Annotated in this window: 10 protein-coding genes; 4 read left to right on the top strand and 6 right to left on the bottom strand. The window is 73.4% G+C overall.

Features of this window, described 5'->3' with window-relative positions; genetic code table 11:
- Nucleotides 1-101 precede the first annotated feature (101 nt).
- Both lhgO and ACY34J_RS22555 read right to left on the bottom strand, forming a co-directional pair.
- A complete protein-coding gene (gene lhgO, locus ACY34J_RS22560) occupies nucleotides 102-1,322 on the bottom strand; it encodes an L-2-hydroxyglutarate oxidase (RefSeq protein WP_462728435.1) in 1,221 nt (406 codons plus the stop codon).
- 263 nt (nucleotides 1,323-1,585) lie between these two features.
- A complete protein-coding gene (locus tag ACY34J_RS22555) occupies nucleotides 1,586-3,019 on the bottom strand; it encodes an MFS transporter (protein WP_462728434.1) in 1,434 nt (477 codons plus the stop codon).
- A gap of 795 nt (nucleotides 3,020-3,814) precedes the next feature.
- Between ACY34J_RS22555 and ACY34J_RS22550 the strand changes: the two genes are divergently transcribed.
- Nucleotides 3,815-6,025: an asparagine synthase-related protein gene (locus ACY34J_RS22550; RefSeq protein WP_462728433.1), complete on the top strand. Its 2,211-nt coding sequence runs from the start codon at nucleotides 3,815-3,817 to the stop codon at nucleotides 6,023-6,025.
- 13 nt (nucleotides 6,026-6,038) lie between these two features.
- Here ACY34J_RS22550 and ACY34J_RS22545 read toward each other — a convergent pair whose 3' ends face one another.
- The 3 genes from ACY34J_RS22545 to ACY34J_RS22535 form a co-directional block, all read right to left on the bottom strand.
- Nucleotides 6,039-8,723, bottom strand: coding sequence for a sigma-70 family RNA polymerase sigma factor (locus ACY34J_RS22545; RefSeq protein WP_462728460.1), 2,685 nt, complete (start codon nucleotides 8,721-8,723; stop codon nucleotides 6,039-6,041).
- A gap of 8 nt (nucleotides 8,724-8,731) precedes the next feature.
- On the bottom strand, nucleotides 8,732-8,884 hold the full coding sequence (locus ACY34J_RS22540; RefSeq protein WP_462728432.1) for a hypothetical protein: 153 nt from the start codon (nucleotides 8,882-8,884) through the stop codon (nucleotides 8,732-8,734).
- 478 nt (nucleotides 8,885-9,362) lie between these two features.
- Nucleotides 9,363-10,298, bottom strand: coding sequence for a TetR/AcrR family transcriptional regulator (locus ACY34J_RS22535; RefSeq protein ID WP_462728431.1), 936 nt, complete (start codon nucleotides 10,296-10,298; stop codon nucleotides 9,363-9,365).
- Nucleotides 10,299-10,732: 434 nt separating this feature from the next.
- On the opposite strand from ACY34J_RS22535, the gene ACY34J_RS22530 reads away from it, so the two are divergent.
- Both ACY34J_RS22530 and ACY34J_RS22525 read left to right on the top strand, forming a co-directional pair.
- Nucleotides 10,733-12,076 carry an NAD(P)/FAD-dependent oxidoreductase gene (locus tag ACY34J_RS22530; protein WP_462728430.1) on the top strand — a complete coding sequence of 448 codons (1,344 nt, stop codon included), beginning with the start codon at nucleotides 10,733-10,735 and terminating at the stop codon, nucleotides 12,074-12,076.
- 191 nt (nucleotides 12,077-12,267) lie between these two features.
- The gene (locus tag ACY34J_RS22525) at nucleotides 12,268-14,052 is read left to right on the top strand and encodes an ATP-binding SpoIIE family protein phosphatase (protein WP_462728429.1); all 1,785 of its coding nucleotides are present in this window, start codon (nucleotides 12,268-12,270) and stop codon (nucleotides 14,050-14,052) included.
- Between the two features lie 74 nt (nucleotides 14,053-14,126).
- Here ACY34J_RS22525 and ACY34J_RS22520 read toward each other — a convergent pair whose 3' ends face one another.
- Complete coding sequence (locus ACY34J_RS22520; RefSeq protein ID WP_462728428.1) at nucleotides 14,127-15,479, bottom strand: MFS transporter; 1,353 nt, start codon at nucleotides 15,477-15,479, stop codon at nucleotides 14,127-14,129.
- Nucleotides 15,480-15,608: 129 nt separating this feature from the next.
- On the opposite strand from ACY34J_RS22520, the gene ACY34J_RS22515 reads away from it, so the two are divergent.
- Complete coding sequence (locus tag ACY34J_RS22515) at nucleotides 15,609-16,187, top strand: MarR family winged helix-turn-helix transcriptional regulator (RefSeq protein ID WP_462728427.1); 579 nt, start codon at nucleotides 15,609-15,611, stop codon at nucleotides 16,185-16,187.
- Nucleotides 16,188-16,344 lie beyond the last annotated feature (157 nt).

The following is a 16,344-nucleotide window of genomic DNA, read 5'->3' as shown; positions in this document are numbered from 1 at the left end:
TCTACGGCGGCAGCCCCCAACCCCGGCCCGCGCACCGTACCCCGCTGCCCGCGCACCCCGCGCCCGCGCACCCCGCGCCCGCGCACCCCGCGCCCGCGCGCCTACGCGCTCACCGCCGCCCCCAGCGCGGCAAGCGCCCTCCGGGCCACCTCCCGCCCGATCGGCAGCGAAGCGGTCGCGGCCGGCGACGGCGCATTGAGCACATGCACCATGCGAGGCCACTCGGCGAAGAGAAAGTCGTCGACGAGCGTTCCGTCCGGCAGCACCGCCTGAGCGCGCACCCCGGCCGGGGCCGGAATCAGATCCGCCGCCGTCACCTCCGGCAGCAGCCGCCGCACGGCCTCCGTAAAAGCCCGCTTGGACAACGACCGGTGCAGCTCGCCCGCGCCGTACCGCCAGTGCCGGCGCGTGATCCGCCACGAGCCCGGGTACGCCAGCGTCGCCGCCAGCTCAGCGGGCCGTACGGTCCGCCAGTCGTACCCCTCCCGGGCCAGCGCGGGCACCGCGTTGGGCCCGATGTGGACCGAGCCCTCGATGCCCCGGGTCAGATGCACGCCGAGGAACGGAAAGGCAGGATCCGGCACCGGATAGACCAGGCCCCGCACCAGATCGGAACGGCCGGGTACCAGCTCGTAGTACTCACCCCGGAACGGCACGATCCGCATGCCTGGTTCATCGCCCGCCAGCCGCGCCACCCGGTCGCAGTGCAGCCCCGCGCAGTTCACCAGCGCCCGCGCCCGCAGCACCGACCCGTCCGCCAAACGCACCGCGACCGCCGAGGCCCGCCGCCCGATGGTCCGCACCTCGGCCCCGTACCGGATCTCGCTCCCGGCATCCTGGGCCAGCCGGCCCAGTCGCGCGGCCACCGCCCCGAAGTCGCACACCCCCGTCGTGCCGACATGGATCGCGGCCAGCCCCCGCACCGCCGGCTCGTACTCCGCGATCTGGGCCGGGCCCAGCTCCCGCACCGGAATGCCGTTCTCCCGCCCCCGCTGGACCAGGGCGTGCAGCCGCGGCAGCTCCGACCGCTCGGTCGCGACGATCAGCTTGCCGGTCACCTCGTGCGCGATGCCGTGCTCGGCGCAGAACTTGACCATCTCCGCCGCGCCCTGCACCGCGAACCGCGCCTTCAGGGACCCCGGCCGGTAGTAGATCCCGCTGTGGATCACACCGCTGTTGCGCCCCGTCTGGTGCCGCGCGGGCCCCTGCTCCTTCTCCAGCACGGTGACGCGCGTGCCAGGCGCGGCGCGCGTGATCGCGTATGCCGTCGACAGGCCGACGATCCCGCCGCCGATCACCAGCACGTCGCTGTCGTACGTCACCGCTCCTCCTCCCGGCCCCCGCGCACACCGACAGTCACGATGATGCCTTGGCCCACTGACAACCGGACGAAACCCAGCGGCCAGCGGGACGCCGCAGACTTTTCGCCGCGCCACCACTACCCACCGTTACGCCATCACGCCCTCGAGCCACCGACGCAGTTACCTGCGACACGAGGCCGTCACGCGTCAGGCCCGCGCCGTCACGCGTCAGGCCCGCGGCGTCACGCGTCAGGCCCGCGGCGTCACGCGTCAGGCCCGCGCCGTCACGCCGGCGCGACCAGCAGCGGCCGCGCCCGCTCCCGCAGCTCGGCGACCAGCGGCTCGTCCCCGTACGGCTCCAGCCGGTTCAGCAGGTCGCGGACGTACTCCGTGGTCCGCGCCGAGGAGATTCGTCCGGCGACCTCCACCGCCCGCGCGCCCTGCGCGCACGCCGCATCCAGGTTGCCGGACTCCAGTTCGGCCACGGCCGAGACGACCAGCCGCAGCCCGTGCGAGCGGATGAACTCCTCCGTCGGCTTGGACAGCGCCTGCTCGGTGAAGCGCCGCACCTGGCCCGGCGCCTTCAGATCGCGGTAGCACTCGGCGGCGTCCGCCGCGAACCGGTCCTCGGTGTAGAAGCCGAGCCAGGCCGGGTCGGCGTCCCCGTCCCGCGACCGCTCCAGCCAGCCCTCGGCCGACTTCAGCGCCGCCCCCGCCGCCTGCGCGTCCCCGGCCTTGGCGTGCGCGCGCGCCTCGACCAGCCGCAAGAAGCTCATGGTGCGGGCCGTGGCCAGCCCCCGGTTCCGCTCCAGGGCGGCCTGCGCGAGGTCCACGCCCTCGTCGGCGAATCCGCGGTAGGTCGCCTGGAGGCTCATGGAGGCGAGTACATAGCCGCCGAGCGGCACATCGGCCGCGGCGCGGGCGAGCCGCAGCGCCTGGATGTAGTAGCGCTGCGCGGCCTCCTGCTGGCCGGTGTCAAAGGCCATCCAGCCGGCCAGCCGCGTGAGTTCGGCGGTCGCGCCGAACAGCGAGCGGCCCACCTCATCGCTGTACGTGCCGAGCAGCAGCGGCGCCGCGTCGACTCGTAAGCACTCCGGCACCATCGACGAACGCCAGTCCCCGCCGCCGTACTTGGAGTCCCAGCGGCGCGCGTCCTCGGCCGCCTCGCGCAGCTTCGCCACATCACTGTGGCCGACGCGCTGCGGCGTTCCGTCCACGCCGCCCGCCTCGGCCTCCTTCGGCTCGCGCGCGACGGCGCTGTCGGCCGGGGTGATCAGCCAGCGCGAAGCGGGAGTGGCGTACGCGCTGACCGAAAACGATCCGGCCAGGCTCTGCCAGATGCCGCCGCTGCCGGCCCGCCGCCCGGCGAGATCCAGCCGGTACAGCTCAGTGGCCGAGCGTACGGCGGCGCTCACCTCGCGCGGGAAGGCGAGGCCGACCTCGGGCGCCGGGTCGGCGTCGGCCAGGCCGATCTCGTGCAGCGGCACGGGCCGGCCGAGCTTGCCCGCGATGGCGGCAGCGATGAGGTGAGGTGCTGCTCCCTGCGGCACCATTCCCTTGGACACCCACCGGGCGACCGATGTCTTGTCATAACGAAGAGTCAGACCACGCTGAGCACCGAGGTCGTTGACCCTGCGCGCGAGTCCGGCGTTGCTGATGCCCGCGAGGGCGAGAACCGTGCCGAGCTTCTCGTTCGGCCCGCGTTGCTCTCTCGACATGCGCCACCCCTGACACCGACGACCGCCCCGGCATAGGCACGGGGCATTCGTAAACCCAGCGTAGTTCGCCGCATCCCTACCGTTAAGGGGCAGGGAACCGTATGGCGGGATTATTGTCCGAACCCAGTGCGCACAGGGGGCGTTGTGCTCCCGGAGTGTGTGGCTGTGCGCCTGGCCGTGCGCTCTGTGCGGGGGGCGGGGAGAGCGCTTCCATGGGCGGTGCGTGGGTTGGCCCACTGCGCCGGATCCAGTGGGCCGGGGGACACCGTCGCCTCAATCCCCGCGGGCGGCGGACCAGTCCGGGAGGCGCCGATTGCCTCCCGGGCTGCGCCGCTGCACGTTGGTCGCCCGCGCGCAGCACCCGTCCGTACGTACGGCCCTCGCCGAGCACTGCGCCCGTCATACCTGCCATACCCGCCGGAGCCGCCGCCCCCACCGCGTCCCGGCAGTTTGGCCGAATGGCGCCTGGTCGCCGGAGACCTGGGGTTCCCGGCATTCTCCGGACCGTCTCCGGCGCGCGTGCTGATTGCCCTTTGCTCGCAGCCGTCCAGCGCGCCGTTGTCGTGGCAGCATGGTCGTCGACGGGGCAGCATCTCCTCTCGGCGGCAACCCGGTTGATGTGTCGGCACAGCCGGCACGGCCTGGCTCAGCCGTTACGGCCCGGCTTTTCGGTACGGCTTCTGTGTCCGGCCGGGCATCGTGACCAGGGCGTCGCCGGATGCGATACGGCACTCGTCGGCGAGCTGTGCATGATGACTGCTACGTCTTGGGTGCCCACAGCCTGTGGAGGCGGCGATGCGGTGGTTGGTGGGATGGAGCAATGCCGCCACGGGAATGCACTACGGCGACCGCCGCGGGCCCGGTACACGCGGCGATGGGAGCCCCGCGATCCACCCCGTCGGGGCCCAACTGCTCTGGGCGGACCCCGATCCACTGTGGATCGTCGGCGACTGGCGGCCCGACGAGGTGCGCGTCGTACGGGCCGACCCCCCAGCCTCCGGCAAGGAGGTGCCCGTCGCCCGGCTCGCCGTCCTCGGGAGCTGTGGAGCGAACGACGAGCAGCTGCGCGTCGGGCTGTTCGCGGCACGCGGCGGCGCCCTGCGGCACCTGACGGCCTGGCCGGGCAGCTACACCGCCGTCGTCCAAGTCGGCCGACGCATCACCATCCTGGGTGACCTGGCCGGTGCCCGGCCCGTCTTCTACACCCCCTGGGACCGCGGTACCGCATACGCCACCGCCGCCCTCCCGCTTGCCGACCTCATCGAGGCCGAGCTCGACATCACCCACCTCGCCGCGCTGCTCGCCTGCCCCGACGTTCCAGAGGCCCTCGGCGACCGCACCCCGTACGCCGGTGTGCGGCGGGTGCCGCCCGGTCACGCGCTGATCCTGCGCGACGGCGCCCGCGAGATCGCCGGCTACGAACCGACCGCCTCGCTCGCCGTCGCCGCACCACAACTCGACGCCGCACAGGCTGTGGACGGCGTACGGGACGCCCTCGTCGACGCCGTACGGGCCCGGCTGTCCGCACCCCGGCACGCGCCTGAACGCGAGCCCGACCCCGGGCCGGTGCCGGGCATGGGGCCCGCCGAGCGGCGCGCCGCACGCGGCGGGCCCGCGCCCGGCGTCGGCGCCGACCTCTCCGGCGGCAGCGCCTCCGCGACCCTCGCGCTGCTCGCCGCCGGGCTGCCGGGCGTGCCCGGCACGCCCCTCGGGCACGGCGCCGAGGCGGGCCAGCGGCTGCTCGCCGTCACTTTCAACGACCTGGCGGTGGGGGCGGCCGGCCGGCAGGTGCGCGAGGCCGAGCTGGAGCGCGCCCGCAGCATCGCCGCCAATCCCCGGCTGCACCACGTGGTCGTCCCGGCGGGTGCGGATGCCCTGCCGTACGCGGACCTCGAGGTGCCGCTCACCGACGAGCCCGGGCCCTCGCTCGTCACCGCTGGGCGGCACCGGCAGCGGCTCGCCGCGGGCAGCGCGGACCATCTCGTCGGCCATGGCGCGCGGCAGGTTCTCGACGCACACCCGGCACGGCTGGCGGATCTGCTGATGGACCGCCAGCGGCGGCGGCTGCTGCGGCCCGTGGCGGCGCTGGCGAAGGCGGACGGGCCATCGGCGCACTCCCTGTTCGTACCGTTCGCCGTCTATCGCGCCGCCCGCAAACTGGCGCGCACTCCGTACCACGAAGGCATGCGCGAGGTCGCGGCACGCCTGCTCGAGCGACGGTTCGACGACGACGGCGCCGGCAGCTACGGCAACGGCAGCTACGGCAACGGCAGATCCGACGGCTCGGGTGCGGGCGGCGGGCGGGCGGCCGCCGGACAGGGTGGTGCCGTGGACGCTTCGCTGGCCGCTCTCGCCTGGTGCCGGCCCGGACCAGCCGCCCGCTGGCTGACGGGGGAGGCGCTCGCTGAAGTATCGGTTCTGCTGGGCGACGCGACGAGCCACCGAAGCCCGCTGGAACGTCCCGGCGAACGGCGTGCACGGGCCGCGCTCGCCCGGTACGCCGCGGACCACCGTATCTTCGAGCAGGCCGTGGAGCTGCGCAGCCAGCGCCTGCACGCGCCCTTTCTGGACAACCAGGTCGTACGCGCCTGCCGGGCCCTGCCCGAGGCGCTCCGGGTGCAGCCGGGGGCGCGTGCCTCGGTCCTGCGCGCCGTCCTCGCCGGCGCGGGCATCCGCGACCTGCCGGCCGGCTGGGGCGCCACCTCGCAGGCCTCCCACACGGCAGCCGTACGGGCCGGGCTGAGCGCCTCCGTGGAACACCTCGTCGCGCTCTTCGACGCCCCGCTGCTCGCCGACGCGGGGCTGATCGAGGCCCGCGTCGTACGCCAGGCCCTGCGGGCGGCGGCCCAGGGCGAACCGCTCCCCATGGACGGGCTGGCGGAACTGGTCTCCACCGAGCTGTGGCTCCGCCGCCTGCTGGCCCGCCGGGGCACCTGCTGGACGGGCGCGTCCGCACCGCGCCAGCGGGCGGTCGCGGGCGGCGTGGTGCCGCGACCGTCCCTGTGAGACACCGAACCGGTCAGACGCAGGTGATACGGGCCCGCGCCCAGTCGGCCAGAGCGAGCGAGTCGAGCGCCGTGTGCTGGACCACGACAAGGCGGAGGGTCTCGCGGCCGGTCAGCGGTACATGCACAGGCACCCCTGCCTTCCCGCCGCGCATCAGTCCCGACTGCCACAGGCGGCTTCCGTCGGCATAGACGGAGAACCGGACGGCGCCGAGCCCCAGGTTCAGGTCGTCCACGCCGACGACGGCGTCGTAGGAGGTGCAGGACCGGTTGAGGTCGATGACCACGGACGACTTGGCGCGCACCGTCACCCCGTGGTCGTAGTGGGCGCCGTCGATCCACATGGCCGGGCGCCGCCACATCCAGGAGCTCTCGCCGCTGCGCACCTCCGGCCTCCTGCTGTCGCCGGTCAGGTCGAACTCCAGCTGGCTGACCCGGTATTGGGCCGACGCCGGGGGAGCGGGCGGGGCCGGCTTGCGCGGCGGCTTGGGGGGTGCCTGGTGTGAGGACGGGCTATGGGTTGACGGTGTCGGCTTGGCATCGGGAGCAGGCCGGAGCTGCGCCGACGGAGCGTGCGGCGGTGTGGGCTCCGGCCGGAGCGGAGAAGTCGGGTCAGGTTCGGGGTCAGGCTTGGCCTTTGAGCCCGGCCTCGATCCCGGCTTCGGGCTCTGCTCCGGCGGCGCTACGGGGGCCGCTGTCGGCTTCCCAGCCTGCGGCTTGTGCTCGGCGTGCTGCCCGCCCCCGCCGGCCAGGCCGAACACGGCGGCCGCGGTAGCAACCGCCACCCCAGCCGCGATGGCGACCTTGGCCGCCGACCCGAGCCCCGTCGCACCCGAGCCCGCACCAGCGCCGGTACCACCAGCGCCGGTACCACCAGCGCCGGTACCACCAGCGCCGGTACCACCAGCGCCGACGCCGGCCGCGCTGGCTGCGCCTGCTGCTTTCGAGCTTGAGGCGCCCGCGGCGGCGCCTCCTGCGGCCGCTGCCGCGCCTGAGCCCGCAGCGCCACTAGTACTCGCGGCGGCGCTTCCGCCTGCCGCGCCTGAGCCTGCGGCGGTGCTTCCTCCTGCCGCGCCTGAGCCTGCGGCCGCTGCTGTGCTGCCCGCGCCGGCTGCGGCGCTCGTGACCGCGCCGCCTGTGGTGGCTGCGGCACCTGCACCTGCACCACCTGCGGCCGCTGTGCTGGAGCCTGCGGTTGCCGCCGTGCCGCCCGTGCCCGCTGCGGCGCCTGTGCCCGCTCCGCCCGCGGTTCCTGCCGTCCCGGTGCCAGCGCTAGCCGCGCCTGAGCCTGCGGTGGCCCCCGTACCGCCTGCGGCGGCATTGCCACTTGTGCCCGCTGCGGCGCCTGTACCCGTACCGCCCGCTGCGGCGCCACCTCCGGCGCCAGCCGTGCCAACCGCGCCAGCTCCGCTACTTGTGCCTGCAGCAGCGCTTCCGCCGACCGCACTTGAGCTTGCGGCTGCCGATGTGCTGCCGGTGCCCGCGACGGCGGCCGTGCCCGCTCCGCTTGCGGTCCCTGCCGCCCCGCCGCCAGCGGTAGCGCCGGCTGCCCCACCCGGGCCTGCTGCGGCCCCCGGACCGCTCGCTGCCCCTGTGACGCCTGCGCCCGTGCTGGTTGCGGTGGCCCCCGTACCGCCTGCGGCCGTTGCGCCACTTGTGCCCGCCGTAACGCCTCCGCCTGTCGGGCCCAGGCCCGCAGCTGCCGCTGTGCTGCCTGTGGTGGCCGCGGCACCTCCACCAGTGCCGCCTGCGGTCGCTGCCGCCCCGGCGCCGGCGGTAGCGCCGGCTGCGCTGCCCGCGCCCGTACCGCCCGCTGCGGCTGCCGCCCCGGCGCCGGCCGTACCGCCCGTGGCGGCGCCACCCGCGGCTGCGGCGGCCGCTCCCGCCACTGTGCCTGCCGCGCCGACGCCCGCCGCGCCGGCCGTCTTGAGTGAGTAGCCGGCGGCGAGCCAGCCGAGAACCGCGACCGGCAGGAGCGCGCCCAGCCGCTCGTTGACGTGGGTGACGTCAAGGAGCGCCGAGCGGCACTCGCCGCACACCTCGAGATGCTTGCGCAGCCCGGCTTCGGCCCGCGTCCGCAGCCCGCCACGCGCGTACGCACCCAGCCGGTCGGCGTAGCGGGCGCAGTCGCCGCCCGAGGTGAGCGACGTGCTCACATGCGCCTGCAGGTAAGCCTGCTTGAGGCCCTCCCGCGCCCGGTGCGCCAGCACCGCCGCCGCGTTCGCCGTCAGCCCGAGCAGCGGGGCGACCGTGCTGGGCGACTCCTCCTCCACCGCGGTGTGCCACAGGACGGTCTGCCACCGCTGAGGCAGGCCGCGGAACGCCTGCACAACCATCGACCGCTCTGCCTGGTGCATGGCCTGGACGTCCGCACCGAGTTCGAGCGTGTGCTCGGCAGCGGTGGCCGATGCAGGGGTCGCGGAGGTGACGAAGACCGCGAAGTCCTCGACCAGTTGCTCCCGATTCGCGGTCTTTGCCCAATCCGCCGCGATCCGCCGCACCGTGGTCAGCAGGTAGGCACGGACTGCTGAGTTCGGCCCCGCGCCGCCGCGCACCGCCTGCAGCGTCCGGGCGAAGACCTCGGCCGTCAGGTCGTCCGCGGTGTGCGGGTCACGGCAGCAGGTACGGGCGTATCGGCGGATCGCGTCCGAGTGGCGCCGGTACAGCTCGCCGTACGCACTGTCGTCACCGGCCCGCATCAGGCTGATCAGCTGGGCGTCGGACGGCGGCGCCACCGCTGCGGCAGCGGCATGAGCAGCGTGAGCGGCAGCCTCGGCAGGAGGAGCAACAGGACCAGCAGGACCAGCAGCGGAGGCGCCGGCTGGGTCCGTGTCAGCGACGGTTCGCTGCTGCGGAACACTCAGATCCGCACCCGGCTCAGGAACGAGCGGCCCACCCTGCCCCGGCACCCGCCGAGGCCCCTGACCCGGAGCCGACCCGGGCCCCTGCCCCGGCACCCGCCGAGGCCCCTGCCCCGGAGCCGACCCGGGCCCCTGCCCCGGCACCCGCCGAGGCCCCTGACCCGGAGCCGACCCGGGCCCCTGCCCCGGAGCCGACGCCTGGCGCTGGGGCAATCCGCCCGCCTGCCCCTTCCCGCCGCTGCGCGCCCCGCCACCACCGAGTGGCTCGCCTCGCCCGTCAACTCCCATAGCGGAAGCCCCCGTACACGCCCGTCAGACTTGAACATGCGTCAGCGTGTCACACGCCGCTCAACTACCTACCCGTTCAACGCCTTCAACCACTCGTCCGGGGTGGCTTCGTATGAGACAGCAGACGTAGCTCACTCGATCGGGGCACGCACCCACATACGCTCGGACATACGACAGAAGGGGCGATCCTTAGCCAACCGGCCTGGAACGCAGGCCCTCCAGCAGGATGTCCAGCAGCCGCGCCGATGCCGCCTGCTGCTGCGCCGGATCCGGCAGGGACGGCGCTGCCGTGGCTATCACCAGCAGCACATCGGCCACCGTCACATCGCTGCGCAGCTCACCGGCCGCCCGGGCCCGCTCGACCAGCCGTCCGACCACCTCGAGCAGCGCCGCCGCGCTCCCGCTCCGGCCGCCGCCCTGGCCGACCGCCTCTACGGTCCCCGCTTCGGACTGCTCCGGCCGGGCTGCCTGCCGCTGGTGCGGCACCCGCCCCTCGGCGGTCTCGGCGACCCCCGCCGTCTCGCAGGCCCGCGGGCCCTCCAAAGCCGCGGCACCCTCGACCGCACCCGCCGCATCGGATGGCTGGGCCGCCTCCACCACGTCAGCCCCGGCTGTCACCGCCCCCGGCTGCGGATCGGCCCCGACCCGCAGTATCTCCGGTGGCAGCAGCCGGCCCGCGCCGGAAGCCACCGACGTGCGCAGGAACCGGGACAGCGCCGACCACGGCTCGTCCTCCTGCCCCAGCGCGGCCCTGGCCTGATCCGTGAGCCGGGCCGTCTCCTCGTCGGCTATCCGCCGGACCAGCACCTCCTTGCTGGGGAACCGCCGGTACACGGTGCCCACGCCGACTCGCGCCCGCCGCGCCACGTCCTCCATCGGCGCGCCGTACCCCAGCTCGCCGAAGACCTCGCGCGCCGCCCGCAGGACGTGCTCCAGATTGCGCTGCGCGTCCACTCGCAGCGGCGCCGAGCGCCCCGTTGCCCCGGATCCTCCGGGCCCGGCCGCTCCCGCCCCGGCTCCCCCCGGGCCGACGCCGACTCCGGCGCCGTCCGCCGACACCGCGCGCTCGTCCTCGTCAAAGCCCAGGGCAGCGGATACATGAGTAGTAGAGCCCTGAATATGCATACGTGTTCCCCCGGTGTATGACGTCTCCCCCCGGAGACTCTCCCCGCCGTGACGGTCGGGGAGCGGGTCGAGCACCCCGACGGAGTACGAAGATAGTTGAGCCCAGGTCAAGAAAGAAGAGGGAGCAGTTCCGTACGGCGCGCCCTCCGATCGGAGTACGCGCCCGATCCGCCCCGATTTGATACCCCCGCTCGTCCCCGTCCTCCACCCTGACCTGCACCGCTGCCCCGCGCCCGCAGCGGGCCGACGCTCCGGACTCATTGCTTCCACCGCTCACACAATTCGCTGGGCCTGTGGACAAATGCTCGCCGCGGGTGCCTCATGGGAAGGTGCTGTGTTTTCCCGGGGACACAGCGATCGTCAGTGGCTCCGCTGCGGGCCGGCCCCCGGCAGCGGACCCCCTGGGGTGGAGCTACGTCGCGAGGAGACCCTCTGTGAAGGAACCGGCGCGCATTCTCGTTGTCGGCGGTGGCTACGTCGGGATGTACACCGCGCTGCGCCTCCAGCGGAAGCTGAAGCCCGGCGAGGCCAAGGTCGTCGTGCTCGACCCCGAGCCGTATATGACGTACCAGCCCTTCCTCCCCGAGGCGGCCGCCGGCGCGATCTCCCCTCGGCACGTCGTGGTCCCGCTGCGCCGGGTCCTCGACGAGTGCCAGGTGGTCATCGGGCAGGCGAAATCCATCGACCACGCCAAGCGCACCGCGACCGTCACCACCCTCGCCACCGAGGAAGAGGGCACAGGCGCCATCGAGGTGCCCTACGACGAACTGGTCCTCGCCCCCGGCTCGATCTCCCGCGTCCTCCCGGTACCCGGCCTGGCCGACCACGGCATCGGTTTCAAGACCGTCGAGGAGGCCATCGGCCTGCGCAACCACGTGCTGGAGCAGCTGGACATCGCCTCCTCCACCCGCGACCCCGACGTCCGCGACGCGGCCCTCACCTTCGTTTTCGTCGGCGGCGGCTTCGCGGGAGTGGAGGCTCTCGCCGAGCTGGAGGACATGGCCCGCGACGCGTCCCGCTACTACCACAACATCTCGGCGTCCGACATGAAGTGGATCCTGGTCGAGGCGACCGACCGGATCCTGCCCGAGGTTGGCGAGGAGATGGGCCGCTACGCCGTACGCGAGCTGCGCGGCCGCAACATCGACGTACGCCTGCAGACCCGCCTCGAGTCGTGCGAGGACCGGGTGGCGGTGCTCAGCGACGGCTCCCGTTTCCCCACCCGCACCCTCGTGTGGACCGCGGGCGTCAAACCGCACCCCATCGTCGCCGCGACCGACCTTCCCCGTAACGGGCGCGGCCGTCTGACCTGCAAGGCCACCCTCCAGATCGACGGGGTGGAGCACGCCTGGGCCGCGGGCGACGCGGCCGCCGTCCCGGACCTCACCTCCGACGATCCCGATGCGACGTGCGCCGCCAACGCCCAGCACGCGCTCCGCCAGGCGAAGGTGCTCGCCGGGAACATCCTCGCCTCGCTGCGCGGCGAGCCGCTGCACGAGTACCGGCGCGCGTACGCCGGCTCGGTGGCCTCCCTCGGCCTCCACAAGGGCGTCGCCCACGTCTACGGACGGAAGTTGAAGGGCTACCCCGCCTGGTTCATGCACCGCGCGTACCACCTCAGCCGGGTGCCGACCTTCAACCGCAAGGCGCGCGTGCTCGCCGAGTGGACCCTGGCCGGGTTCTTCAAGCGAGAAATCGTTTCGCTGGGTTCGCTCGAGAACCCGCGCGCGGAGTTCGAACTCGCCGCCGGTACGGGCCGCCACAACGAAACCACGTGATTGGTGGGCGGCACGCCCGGCGGAGCCCGGAACTCCCCAGCGCCCAGCCGCGTCTGACCTATGTCAGTCCGGTCGGCCACACTGGACGTGTGACCATGGGTGGGCTCATATCTGCCAATTACGAATCCGAACGCCCTGCTGCACCCCGGGCGGCCTGGCTGACCCGAAGCGACATCACGAGGCAAAACTCAGTGAACTTCACGCGCTGGAGCGCCCGGCTCCCCGGAACACAGCGGCGCACCGCCGCACGGACCGACCGTGCCGCGCGGCCTCGGCAGCCTCAGCCTGCCGCGGCGCCCGCCGGCGGTGGAAGCCCCGTGCCCGCGGCGCGCGGTGAGCATCAGCAGTCCGCCGTGCCCGTCCCGCCCGCCGGGTCCACCGGCGAGCCTGCCACCGCGCCCGCTCCCCTCGGCGTCGCCGGACTCTCCGTGCTGGAAGTCCTCGGCCAGGTCCCGGGCCTGGTCGCGGTCGTTCATGGCCCCGAGCACCGCATCGCGTACGTCAACGGCGCTTACGCCGCCGTCTTCGGCCCGCGCGCCCCCGGCGCGCCCGCCCATGAAGCGCTCCCTGAGCTCGCGGAGCTGGGCCTGCTCCCGCTGATGGACCAGGTCCACCGCAGTGGCAAGCCCCGTACGGTCAAGTCCCGCCGGGTCACCCGCGCCTCCGTAGGCGGCGGCCAGTCCCGCCACGGCTACTACACCTTCACCTGCAGCCCGATCGACATCCCGGCCGACAGCGCGGTCCGGGACACCGACGACGCCTCCGACGGCGCCCCGGAGCCCCACCGCGGAGTGCTGGTCTTCGCCGCCGACGTCACCGACCAGGTCGAGGCCGCCGAGCGGCTGCGGGCCAGTGAGCGCCGCCAGCGCGAGGCAGCCGTCACCCTCCAGCGCAGCCTGCTCCCGCAAGAGCTCGAGCAGCCCGACGACCTCCGCGTCGCCGCCACCTACCAGCCCGGCGGCACCGACGCCGCGGTCGGAGGCGACTGGTACGACGTCATCACCCTCGGCGCCGGCCGCACCGCCCTGGTCATCGGCGACGTCATGGGCCGCGGTGTCCGTGCGGCCGCCGTCATGGGCCAGCTGCGCACCGCCGTACGGGCCTACGCCCGCCTCGACCTCCCCCCGCACGAGGTGCTCCAGCTCCTCGACGGCCTCGCCGCCGAGATCGACGCCAGTCAGATCGCCACCTGCGTCTACGCCGTCCACGATCCCAACGAGGGCCGCCTGGTCTACGCCTCCGCGGGCCACCTCCCGATCATCGTCCGCGGCCCGGACGGCACGGTCCGCCGTGCCGCCGAGCCCACCGGCCCACCGCTGGGCACCGGCGGCTGGCTGCACACCTCCGGCTCCGTACCGTTCGGCCCCGGCTCCACCGCCGTCCTCTATACAGATGGCCTGGTCGAGCGGCGCGGCGAGGACATCGACGAAGGCGTCGCCGCCCTCGAAAGCGCCCTCGCGGGCGCGACCGGCTCGCCCCAGGTCATGTGCGACCGCCTCATCCGCGCCCTGGGCGTCACCGCGGACCACGACGACGACGTCGCCGTGCTCGTCCTCCAGCACCCGGCGCGCACCGGCCAGGACGCGGGGCTCTTCCACAACGCGGCGCTGGAACTGCTGGGCGGGGTGGAGGCCGCCCCGCGGGCACGCGCCTTCGCATCAGGGGTGCTGGCCAGCTGGCGGTTCCCAAGCGAACTGCGTGACCTGGGCGTCCTGGCGACCAGCGAACTCGTCGCCAACTCCCTCCAGCACGGCACCCCGCCGATGCGGCTGCGCCTGCGCCGTACGGACCGCCGACTGATCATCGAGGTCACGGACGGCGACGAGCATCTGCCGCGGCGGCGGCGCGCGGAGCCGGTGGACGAGGCCGGCCGCGGGATCTCGATCGTCGCGACGATCGCGTCCTCATGGGGCTCGCGCCGCACCCCGGGCGGTGGGAAGGCGGTCTGGTGCGAGTTCGCGCTCCCGGCGGCTTGAAAACAGCACTGCCGGTGGGCTGGTCAGCAGCTGACCAGCCCACCGGCAGCACACATACGGGGAGCCGCGAAGGGTCAGGCGCCGGCGGCCACAGCCGCGGCATCCGCCGGTCCGGGCTCGCACTCAGGCTCCGGCTGCTCGGTACGAGGCCGCGGCACGGCCTTCGGCACGGAGGCCCGTACGACGATGGAGGTTCCGCCCGGCCTGTCCTGTGCCGCGCTGAGCCCCCGCCCCAGCCACAGCGCAAGCACCGTGATGAGCAGCGAACACCCGATGAGCAGGGCGATGTACGAGGTGTACAGGCCCGCGCCGGCGAAGATCCCGCCGACCGCCGGACCCACCGCCAGCGCCAGCTGCTTCACCAGAGCGAAGGCGGAGTTGTACTGCCCCAGCAGCGAGGACGGCGCCAGGTCCGCCACCAGCGGAGCCACGGTCGGCGACAGCATCACCTCGCCGAGCCCGAAGAGCGCGTACGTCGAGATGATCGCCGCCGTCGCGAACGTGCGGTTCCCGTGGACCAGCCCGGAGGCCCCGGCCGCCACCCACGCCAGCGTCCAGATCAGGCCGACCAGGGCCATGACCCGGCTGCGCCGTCGCCGCTCCACCAGCTTCAGCACCACGAACTGCGCGAGCACGATCACCGAGGTGTTGGCGGCGAGCGCCGCACCGAGCATCGCGGGTGAGATCCGGGTGACCTCGACGGCGTAGGCGGCCAGGCCCCCCTCGAACTGCCCGTAGCAGGCGAAGAACATCACGAAGCCCAGTACGCACAGCTGCACCATCGCCCGGTCGCCGAGCAGGCTCCGCCAGGCACCCTTCGTCCGGCCGCCGGTCGGCACGGCGTCCTGGACCGTGGGCGCGCTGGGCAGCCGTACGGTCGCGACCGTCGCCCCCAGCACCAGGAACATCACGGCCTCGATCGAGAACAGGGTGACGAAGCTCGACGGCCGCGAGGTGTCCACGATGAGCCCGGCGAGCAGGCCGCCGGCGCCGAGCCCCAGGTTGTTGAGGAAGAACTGCACGGCGAAGGAGCGCGACCGGGTCGCCGTCGTCGAGCACCACACGATCATCGTGGCCAGCGACGGCTGGATCACCGCGATACCCGCCCCCATCAGCCCCGCCGCGGCGATGACCAGGGCCTCGTGGCTGACCAGTCCGAGAGTCAACGACCCGACGGCGGCCGCCACCGACCCCGCGATGGCTACGGGCAGCGGGCCTCGCCGGTCGATGACCCGACCCGTGAACGGGAGTACGGCCAGCGCAGCCATGGCGAGGACCGCGAGCACCGCACCAGCCGTACCCGCGCCGAGATCACGCACCTGTGCCACATAGATGAACAGGAACGGGACCGTGAAGCCGTTGCCGAACGCGCTCAGCGCATTGCCCAGCTGAATCCGGCGCAGCGCTGCCCCCATCGCGGTGGTCACGCTCACCTCCTACAGGTTGTGAAGGAACATGGAGAGTCGAAGACTGAAGACTTCAGGCCTAAAGTTCGATGCTAAAGAGTACAATAAGAAGGACTTCAAAGCCAATGAGTTTCGTGCGATACTCGAGGCATGGCTGACACCGCCCACGCCCAGGCAGACGCAGGCTCGGGCTCAGGCCCGGACGAGCCGAGCATCGAAGAGCAGATCGCGGCCTACCAGCGCGAGTTCCGCGATCTTGACCCGCAGGTCGAGCAGATCGTCTCGGCGCTCCAGCGGCTCAACCGCCGGATGAACGTCGCCTACGGACGACAGACCGGCGACCTCGGGATCAGCAACGCCGAGTGGGAGGTCCTCAAGGCCCTCGTCCTCTCCGGGCCGCCGTACCAACTGGGCCCCGGTGACCTCGCGAAGCGGCTCGGCCTCACGCCGGCCGCCATGACACACCGCATCGACCGGATGGCCGCCGAAGGGCTGGTCACGCGGGAGCGCGACGAGAGCAACCGCGTGCGGGTGATCGTCGAGCTGACGGCCGAGGGGCGCGAGAAGTGGCTCGAGGCGATGCGGATGGCCTCGGTCTTTGAGGAGAACCTGCTCCAGGACCTCTCCGACAAGGAGCGTCGGCAGCTGGGCGAGATGCTCGGCCGCCTGCTTCGCCGCGTGGAGGAGACCCAGCCGGACTCCGACGGTCGGCTGAGCGACCTCGACTGACACCAACCGTCGGCCGAGGAGCGGCCCGCAGCCGGGAGGTCCGCCTCTTGACACGGGCCTGCCGGATCCGTAACGTATCTCGGGTTGCCGCGGAGCCGTATGGGTTTTGCGGCACACCCCTCAAGCCGCACTGGCGGCGAACCTCTACTGCAAGCAC

Source organism: Streptomyces sp. HSS9-12 (genome assembly GCF_054963655.1).
This window is presented reverse-complemented; position numbering and strand designations above follow the sequence as displayed.